The sequence below is a fragment of the Flavobacterium shii genome, assembly GCF_025847235.1.
Taxonomy (GTDB): Bacteria; Bacteroidota; Bacteroidia; order Flavobacteriales; family Flavobacteriaceae; genus Flavobacterium; species Flavobacterium shii.
This window is the reverse complement of record NZ_JAOZEW010000008.1, coordinates 37,478-54,336: the sequence shown is the minus strand read 5'-3', so window position 1 is coordinate 54,336 and position 16,859 is coordinate 37,478. Positions and strand designations below refer to the sequence as shown.

At 31.7% G+C, this 16,859-nt stretch carries 10 protein-coding genes; 8 read left to right on the top strand and 2 right to left on the bottom strand.

Going from position 1 to position 16,859, the window contains the following annotated elements:
• Window positions 1–73 precede the first annotated feature (73 nt).
• From OIU83_RS09235 to OIU83_RS09205, 7 genes are all read left to right on the top strand, one after another.
• Window positions 74–2,458, top strand: coding sequence for a TonB-dependent receptor domain-containing protein (locus tag OIU83_RS09235; RefSeq protein ID WP_264205965.1), 2,385 nt, complete (start codon window positions 74–76; stop codon window positions 2,456–2,458).
• A gap of 10 nt (window positions 2,459–2,468) precedes the next feature.
• Window positions 2,469–3,188 (top strand): thioesterase II family protein, encoded by a 720-nt coding sequence (locus tag OIU83_RS09230; RefSeq protein WP_264205964.1) that lies wholly within the window; start codon window positions 2,469–2,471, stop codon window positions 3,186–3,188.
• A gap of 57 nt (window positions 3,189–3,245) precedes the next feature.
• Complete coding sequence (locus OIU83_RS09225; protein ID WP_264205963.1) at window positions 3,246–3,605, top strand: hypothetical protein; 360 nt, start codon at window positions 3,246–3,248, stop codon at window positions 3,603–3,605.
• A gap of 13 nt (window positions 3,606–3,618) precedes the next feature.
• Window positions 3,619–5,250, top strand: coding sequence for a cyclic peptide export ABC transporter (locus tag OIU83_RS09220; RefSeq protein ID WP_264205962.1), 1,632 nt, complete (start codon window positions 3,619–3,621; stop codon window positions 5,248–5,250).
• An 89-nt stretch (window positions 5,251–5,339) separates the two neighbouring features.
• Window positions 5,340–9,785, top strand: coding sequence for an amino acid adenylation domain-containing protein (locus OIU83_RS09215; RefSeq protein WP_264205961.1), 4,446 nt, complete (start codon window positions 5,340–5,342; stop codon window positions 9,783–9,785).
• Window positions 9,786–9,820: 35 nt separating this feature from the next.
• Window positions 9,821–11,758 carry an alpha/beta fold hydrolase gene (locus OIU83_RS09210; RefSeq protein ID WP_264205960.1) on the top strand — a complete coding sequence of 646 codons (1,938 nt, stop codon included), beginning with the start codon at window positions 9,821–9,823 and terminating at the stop codon, window positions 11,756–11,758.
• Window positions 11,759–11,836: 78 nt separating this feature from the next.
• A complete protein-coding gene (locus OIU83_RS09205; RefSeq protein ID WP_264205959.1) occupies window positions 11,837–13,207 on the top strand; it encodes an ATP-grasp domain-containing protein in 1,371 nt (456 codons plus the stop codon).
• A gap of 88 nt (window positions 13,208–13,295) precedes the next feature.
• Here the strand turns inward: OIU83_RS09205 and OIU83_RS09200 are convergent, their stop codons facing one another.
• Entirely contained in the window at window positions 13,296–13,427 is a 132-nt protein-coding gene (locus tag OIU83_RS09200) for a hypothetical protein (protein ID WP_264205958.1), read from the bottom strand.
• 8 nt (window positions 13,428–13,435) lie between these two features.
• Complete coding sequence (locus OIU83_RS09195) at window positions 13,436–14,269, bottom strand: universal stress protein (protein ID WP_264205957.1); 834 nt, start codon at window positions 14,267–14,269, stop codon at window positions 13,436–13,438.
• Between the two features lie 905 nt (window positions 14,270–15,174).
• On the opposite strand from OIU83_RS09195, the gene mnmE reads away from it, so the two are divergent.
• Complete coding sequence (gene mnmE, locus OIU83_RS09190; protein ID WP_264205956.1) at window positions 15,175–16,575, top strand: tRNA uridine-5-carboxymethylaminomethyl(34) synthesis GTPase MnmE; 1,401 nt, start codon at window positions 15,175–15,177, stop codon at window positions 16,573–16,575.
• Window positions 16,576–16,859: the final 284 nt, after the last annotated feature.

The window sequence follows — 16,859 nt, the reverse complement described above, 5'->3', positions numbered from 1 at the left end:
AGTGTAAAAGCTTAAATACAGACTCAAAAGGTATAATCTACCAGTAATTAGAAAAAGCTTAATTAAATAAAAAATGAAAAACATAATATTAATATTTATAATCTTAATACCCTTTTGTTCTTTTTCGCAAGTAAAGGTTAACGGAATCTTAAAGGACGAGACTATTTTGGTGGCTAATGCAACTGTTGTCTTGTCTGATCAGAATAATCAGATTATCAAAAAAATGGCTACAGGTCAAGATGGTTCTTTTGAGTTTGTAATTCCCAAAGGTACTTACACATTAATAATTAATCATTCAGATTATGAGTCATTTATAAAAGAATTTAAGATAGATGAGAACCTACAACTTAGTTATATTTTTTTAGAAAAGAAAGCAACTATATTAGGAGAAGTAGTGATTAAAAGTTCAGGCAATCTGGTAAAAAGAAAACTGGATAAAACTATCTTTTCTGTCCAAAACAGCCCAATTGCAAGTACCGGAAATGCGTTCGATGCCTTAAAAAGAACGCCTGGTTTGATTTTAAAAAACGATCAGATTACTATGCTGGGCAAAAGCGGTGTAAAAGTAATGGTAGAAGGAAAGATGGTTCAGTTATCTGGCGAAGACCTTAAAAATTTTCTTGCCACTTTGTCTGCAACCGATATCAAAGAAATCGAAATAATTGCTAACCCATCTTCTAAATATGAAGCAGAAGGAAATAGCGGAATTGTAAATATTATTTTCAAAAAATCAAAAAAGGATTCATGGAGTGATAATATTTCGCTCACTCACATTCAGGCTAAATTTGGTAAACAAACACTAAATAATAATTTCAGTTATAGAAAAAATAAAGTCAATTTAACATTGAGTGCGGGATATGAGGATGGGATGACCAATAAAGACCAGCGTCTGGAAATTTCGTTTAAAGATGAACCTTTAAAATTAAGAACTCTGCAAGATTTCAAGGATAAAGTTTTTTCTCCAAGGTTTCTATTTGATTATGATGCAAGTAAAAATACTAAAATAGGAATGCAGTATACAGGATCTTTTGTAAAGACAAATGCAGATGATAACTCTACGACTCAAATTTTTAATTCCAATAATGAAATTAATGGATATTTAATAGGTAAAGGGAAATTTAATAGTAACAAGAATAATCATTTGTTGAATTTTTTTGTTGAAAATAAGCTGGATACACTAGGGAAAAAGCTAGTATTCAATTTTGATATTTTAAGATATAATCAGGATATGTCAAATTATATACTATCCAATAGATACGATCCAAATTATAATTTTTCTAATATTGATTTTGCCAATGATACACATACAAACCAAAGTATAATAAACTATAATACAAAAATAGACTTTGATCATCCTACCAAATTTGCAAATTTTCAATACGGTACCAAAATAAGCTTTATAAATACAGAATATAACACGATCAATTATGATCTAATAACAGGAAGCCCGGTTTTTAATCCTGGACTTTCAGATAACTTCAATTATCAGGAAAACATACAAGCTCTGTATGCTAATGGAACAAAAAAGATCAATGATAAAATACAAATCCAACTAGGTTTAAGGACTGAATATACATTAACGAAAGGAGAATCAAAGGTATTAAACCAAGTGAACCGCAATGAATATTTTAAATTTTTCCCAACCGTATTTTTTTCTTATCAAAAAAATGATGATAATATGTATGTATTTAATTATGGAAGAAGAATTGAGCGTCCTAATTATTCATCATTAAATCCGCTGCGTTATTTTGTTAACAGCAAAATATCATCACAAGGAAATCCAAATTTGCAGCCCGCTTATATAGATAATTTTGAATTTTCCCATACCTATAAAAATAATTTGAATAGTAAATTATCATTCACGGCAAAGACAAATGCTTTTGGGCTTATTTTTGATTTAGATGAAGCTACTCAGGAACAATTAGTTATTCAGGATAATTTTTATAATAATTATATTTATTCGTTAACAGAAAACTATCAATTGGCACTTTTCTCCTGGTGGAAAACAGATAATACCTTATTTTTTAATTATTCCGTTTCAAAGAAAACAAATCCCGACGTTAATGCACCAGTTAGAAACGGTCTTGAATTTTACGGATCTATCAACAATGTATTTACACTGGATAAGGCCGGAAAAGTTCTTGCAGAAGTCAATTTTTGGTATGATTCGCCTTATAATGACAACCTGTATAAGTATTCACAGGCATCTTCTATAGATCTTGCTTTTACCTATAAATCACTATACAGGAATTTGAATTTATCTGCAGGCGTGTTTGATATTTTTAACTCAAGTTCCAGAAGAATGTCTTCAGAAGTTAATAATGTACAACAAAATTATATTGCTTATCCTAGTAATAGATATTTTAGGATTTCTCTCAATTATATGTTTGGCAATGATAAGATTACCTCTCAAAAAAGGAGTTATGGTAATGAAGAAGAAAGAAACAGAAGTAATTAATTAATTTGATATGAAAAACCAGTTATTTCTTTTGCATTTTGCAGGAGGCAGTTCATTTTCGTTTGATTTTCTTAAAAAGAAACTTGATTATAGTATCATCTCTATTGCTCTCGAATTACCAGGAAGAGGCAAAAGAATGGATGAAAATCTCATCAGGTCAAAAGAAAAGGCAATAGATGATTATTGCAATCAAATTGTAAAGTTGAGAAGCGGAAGTCCGTTTGTTATATATGGACATAGTATGGGAGCTACATTAGGATTAAGTGTGGTTTCGAAGTTAGAAAAATTGGGTCATTTTCCAGAACAACTAATAGTTTCCGGAAATGCTGGTCCTGGGGTAAAAAAGAAAAAAGATTTCATGCGGTATTTATTAAGTGATGCTGAATTTAAAGACGAATTGAGGGAATTGGGAGGAATTCCGGAAGAAGTGCTTAAAAATGATGAATTATATGATTTTTTTGCACCCATAATACGCGCTGATTTTGAATGCCTTGAAAAAGATTACTTCTCAGAGAAAGGGATTGTAATTAATACTCCAATTTATGCCATGATGGGAACTGAAGAAGAGACCTGCCATGAAATTGAAAACTGGGAAAAATTTACAGATTCTGATTTTCAATATCGTGTTCTGGATGGGAATCATTTTTTTATCTATCGTCATCCGGAAGAATTAGCTGCAGTATTAAAAAAATCTTTTTCAGTTAAAAAAAAGGATTTATTAGAAATTTAAAAAGCAGATTCTGCTTTCTTAACATATAAACTTTAGTAATTAAAATTTTAAAAAGATATGGATAATAATATAAGAGAAGTGTATTGTGTTGCAGATGGGTATGTTTATATATTTGATATTAAGACTACAATCCAGAATAAAAACGATTTGGAACCTATCATCATTAATGATGTTCTAATTTCAGAAAACCTGTCGATGAAGTTCAGGTACATCTTAGGCAGTCTGAATTTTATGTTTAATGAAACGCTGTCAGCATGCCACAATGTTGAGAAAAAACAGTCCATAGCAGTGAAAATAGTGAAGTTGTTGTTAAAGATAATTGAAACTTTTGAAGGCAATATGGAGCCAACAGATATTGAAGAAAGGATCCACCAAATCGACGCTGAAAGGGTCGAACTAAAATTAATATTAACATAAATCGCACGTTATCATGCTAAAAATAAAAAAAAGAGAGATTCTTTATTTACTGTTATATGCCATTCCAAATACCTTATTAACATTTGCGATAGTGTACATCATTAATAATGTAATGGGAGGAAACAAGGCTTTCCTCAATGATTATATGGGAATTGTATTTACTTCAATTCTTGTGTATACTTATTTACTGAATGTCATCTTTCAGAAAAAACTTAATAAGTTTTCATTCAATATGCTTTATGAAAATGAGAAGAAAATTTTTAAACAGATATTAAGTGTACCATTGTTAAAACTGGAACAGTACGGATCGCAGCGATTTTATACAGTTGTCGAAGATTTAAGGACTTTTTCATTATTGCCTTATACAGTAACACATACCATCAATTCGCTCCTAATGCTCGTTCTGTGTCTAATCTATATGTTTACACTTTCATTAGTGTCGGCCCTAATAGTGGTAGCACTTATTGTTATGGTAGGCGCCTGCTATTTTATTGTAATGAACACCATGTCAAAAAAAGTTAATGAGTTAAGAGAATATAATGATGGATATTATAAATCTGTGGATGATGTCATAAGAGGATTTAAAGAATTAAAAATTAATTTTCTAAGAAGAGATAATTTAATGAACAAATTTATAGTCCCAAACAGGGATGAAGCAATGAATTTAGATTTTAATATAAATTATGTCTTTCTGTCCATAAATTTAATTAGCCAATACGGATTATATTTTGTGGTATCAGTAATTTTATTTGTATTACCGGCATTTAATCTGCTTTCTAGAGAAGATGTTATTTCTTATGTGGTGATTATTTTATTTATATCCGGACCAATCAATAATATCATTAACCTACAGCAGCTTTATACCCGATTTTTTGTTGCAAATTCAAGGATTTCAAAATTTATGAAAGATTTTGAAGTTCCTGAAGAAGAAACAGAACCTAAAAAAGTTATGCTACATGATTTTGAATCTTTGAATTTTAATAACGTTGGTTTCTCTTATTTAAGTAAAGATGAAGATCCAGCGTTTCAATTAGGGCCAATAAACCTAAACATTCAAAAAGGAGAAACCATTTTTATAGTAGGAGGGAACGGTTCAGGCAAAAGTACCTTTATAAACTTACTTACCGGATTATACAAACCTACTGTGGGGGAGATAATCATAGATGAACAAAATGGTAGTAAGGGAGAAAATATACAGGATTTGATTGCAGCTGTATTTACAGATAATCATTTGTTCTCTAAAAATTATGACAATTATACTTTAGAAAACAATAAAGAATACATCGAGTTATTGAAAACGATGGAGATGGATCAAATTATTTTAGATGATAAAGATGCTTCTATAAGAAGAAAATTCTCAAAAGGGCAAAGCAAGCGAATGTCATTGATATTTAATTTATTGGAGAATAAACCCATAATGGTTTTGGATGAATGGGCTGCTGATCAGGATCCGCATTTCAGAAAGTATTTTTATGAATTTCTTTTACCAAAATTTAAGGAAGCAGGCAAGACAATCATTGCAGTTACTCATGATGATGCCTATTTTCATCTGGCAGACAGAATCATAAAATTCGATTATGGCACTATTGTCAAAGAGATGAAAACTACGAGCAAAGAAGAATTGGCCGAAAATATCTGGGCCTGATTTAAGTAAATTTTTTAACCGACGAACAATTCTTACAAACTTCATTTATTTGAAGTTTGCGGGGATTCTTTTCCTTAATTTTTATTAAAATGAAACTCACACTTCCTCAGCAAGATGTTTATTTTGAACAACTTATGTATCCTGATGATCCTATTTATAACATAGGAGCAAAGATTTTTATAAAAGGAGATATTTCATATGAAGTATTAAATCAGGCTTATATAGCCTTGATTAATCAGCATGATTCTTACAGGAGCATTATAAATCAATCCGAAAAACAGGTTAAGATTCAGACTCTAAAAGAGCATGATTCGTTTTTAGAATATATGGATTTCTCTTTTGGTGAGGATGCAGATGCCGAAGCAAATGAATTCATGCAACAAAGATTTCAGGTGTCCGTTAAACTAGATACTAAAGAGTTGCTGCACAAGTTTATCTTGATAAAAGTAAACGATACACATCATTATTTATTTTCGGTGTACCATCATATCATTACAGATGGATGGGGAACTTCTTTAATGTTTCAACGATTAGTGAAAAACTACAACGAAATTGTGATTTCTGGAGTGGTAATGTCTGAATATCCCTATACTTATCGGGATTTTGCAATTGATGATGAGGTTTATTTTTCATCTGATGATTATGAGAATGACAAGAATTATTGGAAAGACAGATTTAAAGTGCTTCCGGAACAGTTACTGGAGAAAACAGAAAATACTGGTAAACCTAATGAAAGCAAGAGAAGAGAAATTACTATAAAGCGTTCTGTTTACAATCAATTGGAACAAGTAAGTAAAGACTTGGGATCTACTACGTTTCATGTTATACTAGGGATTTTATATCTTTATTTTGGAAGAAAACACCAAAATACTGATTTTACTATTGGACTTCCAGTCTTAAATAGAGGCAAATCTATATTCAAGAAAACGGTGGGGTTGTTTATGGGAGTTTCGCCACTGCGCATACAATATAATATGGAAGATGATTTTGAAAACCTTCTCAAAAACATCAGGCAGCAATTACGTCAGGATTACCGTCATCAAAGATTTCCTTTGGGGAAATTGATTAAAGAATTAGGCTTATTTCAGGAAAGTCAAAGGTTATTTAATATTACATTGTCTTATGAAAAACAGAATTATGCGGATCATTTTATTAATACCGAGACAAAAGTAATTCCATTATCACATCATTCTGAGCGCGTTGCATTGGCGATTTATATTCGTGAATTTGACCAATTGGAAGATGTAAAAATTGACTTTGACTATAATATAAATTATTTTAATCAGGCTGATATTATAAGGGTTACAGAACATTTTGAAACATTGCTTTCAGAGGTAATTGATAATTCTAAAAAAATACTTTCAGATTACCAATACATTACAGCAACTGAAAAAGAACAGTTACTGGAGAAATTCAATACCACACAATTTGATTATACTGCAGAAGCGACATTATTAGATTCTTTTAAAGAGCAAGTGAGTAAAAATCCGAATAAAATTGCCTTGAAAGATCAGGATAAAGCGTTTACTTATCTGGAACTGGATTTGTATTCGGATACAATTGCCTTCCATTTGCAAAAAAACGTCAATAAAGAAAAACCGACTCCTGTTGCAGTCTTGATGAATCGTTCTGCAAATCTTGTGGCCACTTTATTAGGAGTTTTAAAATCAGGAAATGCTTATATTCCATTAGATCCGTCCTTTCCTAAAGATCGTTTGGAATACATTATCGATCATAGCGAAGTAGAGCAAATTATTTCCACTCATGATCTAAAAACGAGTATAGGTATAAACAGGGAAATTATTGATATTGATTTGGTATTTAATGGCGTAATTGATCTAAAGCAGGGTATATTAAAGAAGACGCTTTCTGTAAACACAGCCTATATTATTTATACTTCTGGGTCTACCGGTAATCCTAAAGGAGTAGCAATTAGCCATAAATCATTGCTTAATTTTTTAATTAGTATTCAACAGGAACCTAAAATCGAAGAGAATGATTATCTGTTTTCTGTTACAACACAATCTTTTGATATTTCAATACTTGAATTTTTTACTCCGTTAATTAGTGGTGCTACGCTTTATATTGCTAGTGAAGTACTCTTGGCCGATCCGTTGGCGATTGTAAGAGTATTAGAGGAATTAAAACCAACCATAATCCAGGCAACTCCAAGTTTTTACCAAATGCTTTACAATGCTGGTTGGAAAGGAAATAAGTTGATCAAAATTTTATGTGGTGGTGATTTGCTAAGCGAAACATTATCACAAAAATTACTGGAAACCAATGCTGAATTATGGAATATGTATGGTCCAACAGAAACAACTATTTGGTCCAGTTGTAAAAAAATAATGCAGGTGAACGAAGCCTCTAATATTGGTAAACCTATTAATAACACAAAACTATATATTCTCGATCAAAGCATGCAGCTTCTTCCTATTGGAAGTGCAGGAACTATTTATATTGGTGGTGACGGATTGGCACAAGGATATTTTAAAAATGAGGAATTGACTAATGAAAAATTTATTCAAAGTCCGTTTGATCATAATCAAAAAATATACAATACCGGAGATTTAGGACGTTGGAACGAAAAAGGAGAAATTGAGTTTTTGGGTCGTAATGACAATCAGGTAAAAATAAGAGGATACCGTATTGAACTTGGAGATATCGAAACCAAGCTAAACCTGATAAGTACTATTAAAGCGTCTGTAGTTGTTGCTCAGAAAAACAAAGAACAGGAAGCTTTACTACTTGCTTATGTAATTATGGAAACTCAAGAGTTTAGTCCTGCTGAAATCATCAGTTCATTACGACAGGAATTACCGGAGTACATGGTACCACATGCAATAATACAAGTAGAAGAATTTCCGTTGACACCAAATAAAAAGATAGATAGAAAGGAACTTTCATTACGGGAAATAACTATTACAAAAGCAATAGCTTCTAACGAGATACCAACAACAGCAATAGAAATTTACCTGCATGATTTTTATAAAGACGTATTAGGAATAAAAGGAAAAATAGGTATTACAGATAATTTTTTTGCACTTGGAGGACATTCATTAAATGCAGTAAAATTGATAAATCTTGTTAGTGAACAACTGTATTATAAAACAACTTTAAAAGATATTTTTGACTATCCTACCATTCAGGAACTTTCTAAATATCTGGAAAATAAGGAAATTGAAGAAAATGCCGACATTGAACCGGCTGAAGAAAACTTGTATTATGCATTAACTCCTTCGCAGTATAGCATTTGGCTTGCCTCTCAACAAAAAGAGAAATCAATTGCTTATAATATGTCTGCTGTATTTAAAATTCATGGTCAAATAAATAAAGCTGTTTTGGATCAGGTATTTTTGGAAATACAAAAGAAACATGAAAGCCTAAGGACAAAATTTATTGAAATAGGAGGAATTCCCTATCAGACAATCCTGTATCAGGAAGAAGCAGGTATTTTAATTCATGAATTTTTTTATAAAGAAAAAGAAATAGACAAAACCCTGAAAGAGTATGTAAATAAAGCTTTTGATCTGGAAAAACACTCACTTTTGAAAGTTGCATTATTTCATCAGGACAATGAACATTCTTACTTAGTCTTCTCAACCCATCACATTATAATGGATGGATGGTCTCTGGAAATTTTAATAAAAGATTTTGTTGATAAATATAGAGCAATAGTCAAAGAAAATATAGAAGATGACGATTCATCAAAGCTCCAATTTAAAGATTATATCGCTTGGCAGCATAAGCAACAAAAAAGTAATAATGGAAAAAACCTTGCCTTTTGGAATACCTATTTAAGAGGATTTTTATGGGATAATAATGTGCCTTTTGATCATGAACCTTTAGAAGAAAAAAACTCAGGAGCGCATCATCATTTTCTTTATGAGGTAGTAAAAACTTCTCAATTAAATGCTTTTGCCCGTGAACTTAATATATCGCTACACACCCTGCTAGTTGGTGCCTTTAATATGTTGGTTTACAAAATGTTCGAAAAGGATGACTTTTGTGTAGGGACTGTTAATTCTGGAAGAACAAATGTAGCCCTACAAAATCAATTGGGAATGTTTGTTAAGACTCTGCCATTAAGAACTCAAATAAATTCAAAACACACTGTTCAGGAAATTCTTCATCAAACGCATCAAAATTTATTGTCGATTGATGAGCATCAGGATATACCCGAAGCAATTCAAAATAAAGTATGGCTAGATGTTCTTTTTGTATTACAAAATCCATCGTTTGACTACAGTAATATTACTGTAAATAAAGAATTGTATTTGCAAATAAAACCTGTGGAAGAATCATACAGCAGATTGCCGCTATTGATCACTTTTACTGCAAATGAGGAAAATTTGAGAGGAAATATCAGCTATAATGCTCAAAATTACAGCATGGAAACTATTGAATTAATTCAGTTAAAATACGAAAAATTACTGACGGAAATAATCAAGTATTCGCACAGTTCTTTAAAATCAATAGATATTGAACTGCCTTTTGAAAAAGAAAGAAAAGTTGAAATAGGTTTAAATTTTTAAGACGAAATTATAAAATAACATTCAAAAAATATATTATGAAACTAAAAATAACAAGTATCATTATTTTCCTATTGATAAATTTTCTGGGAAATATACAGGCACAAAAAGTAACTTTTGAAAAAACTTCTGCTCTTTTGCCTCAGTTTAAAGATGATGATTCTGGTAAAATGATTTGGGGTTACCTTAATGTTCCTGAAACATGGGGAGGACATGATGGCAAGACAATAAAAATCGCAGTAACGATTTTAAAGAAAACTTCGAATGTAAAAAGCTCTAAAGCAATAGTTTTTATACAAGGTGGTCCTGGTGCAGATGGAATTGCCAACATTTGGTCCTGGCTGAATCATCCTCTTCGAGAAAATAATGATATTATTGTGCTCGATATTCGCGGAACGGGATTAAGTAAACCAAGACTATCGGAGGATTTAGGCAAAAAGTTTTTAGAAATTCTGGCAAAGAACCAATCTGAGGAAGAAGATGAAAAACAAAAGACAAATGCAGCCATGTTATGCAAGCAAGATCTTATAAACAGAGGTATAAACATTGATTCATATAACAGTCTGGCTGTTGCCAATGATCTTCACGCATTAAAATCGATACTAAAATATAAAGAATGGAACGTGTATGGTGTATCCTATGGAACTTATGTTGCACAGGTATATGCAAGTACCTATCCAAAAGATATAGAATCATTAGTACTTGATTCTGCTATCTACGATATGTCAACCTATTACGTTGATAATACGGCTAATTATATGAACAGTTTGCAGAAAATATTTAAAATCTGTAAAAATGACAAAAAATACAATAAAGAATATCCTAATTTAGAAAAAACATACTACGAAGTTATTGCCGATTTGGAGAAAAATCCTCTAACGGTATCTGTAGATAAATCATTGGTTCCTTCTGGTAAATTCACTTATAATGCAGAAGATTTTAAAGTAGCGATTCAGCAAGCTTTATATAATAAACAACTAGTAGAAGTTATTCCAGTATTAATTTATCAGTTTCACGAAAGAAAAGGAGAATCGTTAGGGAATCTGGTGAGTGCTTTTTCAAGTTTATTAGAAATGGATTACGGAGTTTACTATTGCATAAGTTGCAATGAAGCGCTTCCTAATAATGATTTTTCAGAATATCAAAAAAAGGCATCAGAATTTAAAGGATTAAGCGGAGGAATTTCCTTCTATAAGTCCGATTTTAAAGTATGTGATGCCTGGAATAAAAACAGAAACGAAGGATCAATAAAAAGTTTTAATCTTTCAAATCTTGCTTTGGCTAAATATCCGGTTTTGGTTTTCTCAGGTGAGTTTGACCCGATTACCCCTCAAACAAATGGAAAAAAAGTAGCTGCAAGATTTGGTAATGCTCACAATATTGAAGCCTATACTTACGGGCATGTACCTAGTTTTACAGGAATAGGGCGTGAAGTTGCAGAAAAGTTTATCGATCATCCGGAACAAAAATTGGATCTTGATGCCTTTAAGAAAGCCAAAACAATAAAACTTGTTACGGGGGTTATTATTAATAAAGGTGTTTCCAGGGCCGGAAGCAGTATCGGGGAACTAAATCCTGTCTTTTTGTTTCCTCTGATAATTGCTTTGGGTATCATGCTGATCTTTATTTTTATGTATTTCATAAAATTAATAAAAAGAAATTACACTACTATTCAGGATAAAATAATCAGAACCTGCCTAATTATTACTTCACTAATAGGATTAGGACTTTTTGTAAGTCTTATTATGGCAATACTAAATGTTTCGAAACAAAACTTTTTTATTTTGGCCTTTGGTCTGCCGGAAGATTTCGGCTATGTTTTCTCATTACTTTTTGGATTTTTAGGCTGTTTGGCCTTAACACTCTTATACTTCCTTTTTACCATAAAAAAAACAAATCAAAGAGAGGCTATTTTTTCGGTAATCTTTTCAAACATACTACTGGCAACCTACTTATTTTATTGGGGAATCATATAAAAAAATAATTGCAGACATGTATTGTCTATTTCAGTTCAATAGCAAAGAATAATTACAAAAAACCAAAAACATTTTATCATGATAGAAAATATAACAGAAGAATATACTATCCTTTCGGATAAATTTTCAGAATTTAGAAATAACATTCAATTTCCTTCAAGGATTAATACCGATGATGAATCGGTTCCCGAAGTATTTAAAAACTATGAGTATCCTGTAACCGCATGGCCTATACTTATTAATAAAGAAATGACGGATGAGTTAAAAGAATTGTCATTTAAAATGCCCAAACTATTGCAGAAAATCCCATCTTTATATTTTAATAATGACATTAAAAAAATTGCCGAATTTTATTTTGATGGCAACGAAATACTTGCAGAATTCGGAATGATGTGCCATGATAAAAATGTTCAGATTGGATGTAGACTAGATTTGACTTACACTGAGGAAGGCTTTAAAATTTTAGAAGTTAATATGGGGTCTTCCCTAGGAGGATGGCAGATACATAGCCTTGAATCTGTGATTAGAAGAAACCACCCCGAATTGTGGGATGAGGATAAATCCAATAATTACAAAACGAGGAATACGTTGGAAATATATATGGAATACCTTATTGAACAAATTATAAAACAAGTTGGTAAAGAAAATGATACTCTTAATCTATTTATAGATATGAGAGATGTTGAAGATACTGAAAGAAATAAAAATTTATGTTTTTTTGACAATTATTACAGACAGGCGTTGAGGAAGAAGGGACTTACAGGCAGTGCATATGCAGCAGATATAAAAACATTGGAACTAATAAACGGGGACTTATACTTTGAAGATAAAATCATTCACGGAGTAATAATTTTAGCTTTAGATGTTGAGATTACTCCAGCAATTTTTAGAGCATTTATTATGGATAAAATATATTTTCCAGACCATGTAGGGCTTAGAATGCAGGGGGATAAACGAAATTTAGCTATATTACGCGAATTGGCTCAGGCAGGAAAATTTGCGCTGAAAGATAATGAACTCCTGCTTAGAAATATCCCTTGGACTTCTCCAGTTGAAGATAAAAGAACCATTTTTAAAGGTAAAGAGTATAATCTTTCGGAGTTATTGAAAGCCAATAAAGATAGATTTGTGATAAAAGCAGCAAGAGGGTATCAAGGGAAAGATGTTTTTATAGGCAAGTTTCAGAGCGATATTGAATGGGAAGAAATATTGGAAACAGCATTGGAAAATGGTTTTTTTATTGCACAGGAATTTAGTGATTCCATTGGATTTATGGCACCAAATGAGCAAAACGAATGGACTCCTCATAAACTTATCTGGGGCGCATTTGGTTTTGGAGATTTCTATGGAGGTGTTTGGGTAAGAATGTCGGAAGTAAAAACAGATGTCGGGGTTATTAATTCGGCAACAGGAGCCGTAGAAGCAATTGTGTTTGAAATTCTTAATTAATATTTTGATAGGAGATTCTTTCTCTTTAATTATTACCTTAAGAACTAGAAAATTCACGATTTTTTTGTGAATTTTCTAGTTTTAAAAATTATTCAAGAGCAGTTGGATTAGTCCAAAGCCCCGCTGCTGCTTTTTCAGGATAAATGGTATAATTTCCTTTAACCATTTTTTTCTTATCAGATAAATAGCCTGATGCTTTTCGTGAGAATTTTAAAACCAATACAAAAATTATAGTTCATGCATAATCAAAACAGGAATAGCTATATCCTTCGTTAGTTTCTTAGTAAAACTAGGATGGAACAAACTTTCGAAGAAACTTCGTTTATAAGCAATCATAGCCAATACATCAATATCTTTATATAAAACAAAATCCAGAATGGTCTCTTTTACTTCTTCACACGGAAGTACTAAAAATTGAACAGGCTCATCTTTAAAATCATTTTCCCATTCTTTAATCGTAGCATCTATCACATCCGTATTCTGAGTTCTTACATACAAACATTTAATTTTTGCATTCATTTTTTTGGCTATAGCCAAAACTTTACGAAGCTCTTTTTTATCTTTTTCACGATAACGAGTTGTGAATCCGATGGTTTTTACTTTTTTAAATTTGGACTCTACAGGAACACATAAAATAGGAACTTCTACTCCAGAAATCACAGCATCGGTATTTGTTCCTAAGAAAAATGTATCCCAACCCGAAATACCAGAAGTTCCCATTACCACAAAATCTATATTATCTTCCTTTATCGCTTTTTTCATATTGTAAACCAAATCGCCATCCATTAAGCGGTGATTCATTACAATATCATCAAGATTACGTCCTTCGGCAATTTCTCGAAGCTTAGGAATCTCATCTTTAAACATTTCAAATTTGGCCAATTCCAATGAATTATATATAATTGCAAAATTCTCTGGAAAAAACTGGCTGTCATAAACCGGAATTTCAAAAGTGTGCAGTAAAACGAGTTCACCTTTAACCTGTTTTGCAAATTCTAAAGCATGTACAAAAGCATTTGTAGCTACATCGGAAAAATCGGTTGGGAATAATATTTTTTTCATCGTACAGTTTGGATTATATGTTAGTTTCTCAAATTTAGCCATAAAACGGCCTCTTCGATATGACAATTATCAGATATTTAACATTTTATAATTTATTAAAATAAGACTACTTTACTTAGTTATCCTTTTGTCACGAATTACACAAATTTGCACTAATTAATTTTAATCTTGAATTTTAAACTTTGCGTCTTTTGATGTTATTTTTTTGCAACAGATTTCAAAAAAATCGGTTTGAGACTTTGATACCCGAGCGATAGCGAACAGACGAAGTAAATAGTTGCTAACTTAAATTGTCTATAATGGGACGCGGATGCAACGGATTTACAAAAGTAAAGCCGCGGATTAAAAACCGATTTAAAAATAACCAAAAATAAAATCCGTTTAATCCGTGTTTTCGCCTTAGCAAATCCACATAATCCGCGTTCCTTTGGCAAAGAGTTAGATAGAATTAAAAAGATTAAATGGATTCTGTCCCGAAGCTTCAGGCAATGTCATTAAGTTAAGGAATGATTTTAAAATGATTTAAGATTTTTGACTAACGATTTTTGATTTCAGATGTATAAAACCTCGTAAAATCAACTATCTTATTATTAACCAACACAAAATCAAAAATCAAAAATCAAAAATAAGCAATCGTTACCTAGGCCTGAAAGTGATAACAGGCGAAGCAATCTTGAATCTAAAATCTCTTAACTTAATGAGATTGAGCTTCGAGAAGGGATTTCGAGCTTTGCGTTGGTCTTTGCAAATCTTCGCGGTTAATTTTCTCTAAAAAAATCTGCTTAATCTGCGTGTCTTTTATTTTTGAACCCCATCATAAGCAAGCATAATATTCCATAAACAAGGATCTATTTTATACAATTCTCCCTTTCGGAACTTCTAGCCTTTTTTTATACCTTTGCACCATGATAAATCAAGATTCTATAGTAGCTTTGGCAACGCCTTCGGGAGCTGGAGCAATCGCCATAATTCGTATCTCGGGTAGCGAGGCCATTACAATTGGTAACGGTGTTTTTCGATCTATTAAAAATAAAGATTTAACAAAACAGAAAACGCACACCTTGCATCTAGGTCATATTGTAGATGATTCGAAAACCCTTGACGAAGTTTTAGTTTCAGTATTTAAAGGTCCAAACTCTTATACAGGCGAAAATACTATCGAAATTTCTTGTCACGGTTCTACTTATATCCAACAACAAATAATTCAGTTATTACTTCGTAAAGGATGCCGTATGGCCAACCCAGGAGAATTTACACTCCGTGCTTTCTTAAACGGAAAACTGGATTTGTCTCAAGCCGAAGCTGTAGCCGATTTAATCTCGTCTGATAATGAAGCTTCACACCAAATTGCTATGCAACAAATGCGCGGTGGTTTTAGTAACGAAATAGCCAAACTACGTGAGGAATTACTAAATTTTGCTTCACTTATAGAACTCGAATTGGACTTTGCCGAAGAAGATGTAGAATTTGCCGACAGAACCCAATTTCATGAATTACTTAATCGTATCGAATTCGTATTAAAACGTTTAATCGATTCATTTGCGGTTGGAAATGTAATTAAAAACGGAATTCCTGTAGCTATTGTTGGAGAACCAAATGTAGGGAAATCGACTTTATTAAATGCCTTATTAAATGAAGAACGCGCAATCGTTTCGGAAATTGCTGGAACAACGCGTGATACTATCGAAGATGAATTAGTCATTGGCGGAATTGGTTTTCGATTTATAGATACGGCAGGTATTCGTGAAACTCTCGATTATGTAGAAAGCATCGGAATCAAGAAAACTTTCGAAAAAATCGAACAAGCGCAACTTGTTATCTACTTAATGGATAGTTTAAAGTTTAAAGTTTCAAGTGCTTCATTCATCATTGAAATTGAGAAAATAAAAAACAAATATCCTTTAAAACAAATTTTAATTGTCTGCAATAAAATAGATCAACTTACTGAAGAAGAACTTCAAAATGTTCATAAACAACTTGAAACTTTAAACCTTAAACAAATATTTTTAAGTGCTAAAGAAAACATTGGTGTTGATGAATTAAAAAATCAATTACTATCATTTGTAAATACTGGAGCATTACGAAATAATGAAACTATCGTTACGAACACAAGACATTACGATTCTTTATTGAAAGCTTTGGATGAAATTCAAAAAGTAAAATACGGTCTTGAAACTAATCTTTCGAGTGACTTAATGGCACTCGATATCCGCGAGGCTTTATACCAATTCGGATTGATTACAGGACAGGTTTCTAACGATGAATTACTGGGGAATATTTTTGCTAATTTCTGCATCGGGAAGTAGCAGGATAAAACAGCATAAATAGAAAAAAGAGTTTAAACACTTGTAATTATCGTTTTAACTGTTTTAGCTTATGCTTTGCTTAGTGTTTTATGAGACGTCTTGTTTAAATTTATACATTTAATTGTACCTCGGAAATTTGACATACAAATTATATTTTTTGACCAATTTATGGTACATAGAAACACATTGTTATGGGATACCTAAAATCCCATTTCTATGAGTATTAACATGAAGATTCTCTGTATCTGTAAATTCTGCATAACTTTAGGTATATTATTTTTTCC

Coding starts and splice junctions, on each gene's coding strand:
- OIU83_RS09235 (WP_264205965.1), top strand. CDS start 74: ATGAAAAACATAATATTAATATTTATAATCTTAATACCCTTTTGTTCT.
- OIU83_RS09210 (WP_264205960.1), top strand. CDS start 9,821: ATGAAACTAAAAATAACAAGTATCATTATTTTCCTATTGATAAATTTT.
- OIU83_RS09220 (WP_264205962.1), top strand. CDS start 3,619: ATGCTAAAAATAAAAAAAAGAGAGATTCTTTATTTACTGTTATATGCC.
- OIU83_RS09195 (WP_264205957.1), bottom strand. CDS start 14,269: ATGAAAAAAATATTATTCCCAACCGATTTTTCCGATGTAGCTACAAAT.
- OIU83_RS09205 (WP_264205959.1), top strand. CDS start 11,837: ATGATAGAAAATATAACAGAAGAATATACTATCCTTTCGGATAAATTT.
- OIU83_RS09225 (WP_264205963.1), top strand. CDS start 3,246: ATGGATAATAATATAAGAGAAGTGTATTGTGTTGCAGATGGGTATGTT.
- OIU83_RS09230 (WP_264205964.1), top strand. CDS start 2,469: ATGAAAAACCAGTTATTTCTTTTGCATTTTGCAGGAGGCAGTTCATTT.
- mnmE (WP_264205956.1), top strand. CDS start 15,175: ATGATAAATCAAGATTCTATAGTAGCTTTGGCAACGCCTTCGGGAGCT.
- OIU83_RS09215 (WP_264205961.1), top strand. CDS start 5,340: ATGAAACTCACACTTCCTCAGCAAGATGTTTATTTTGAACAACTTATG.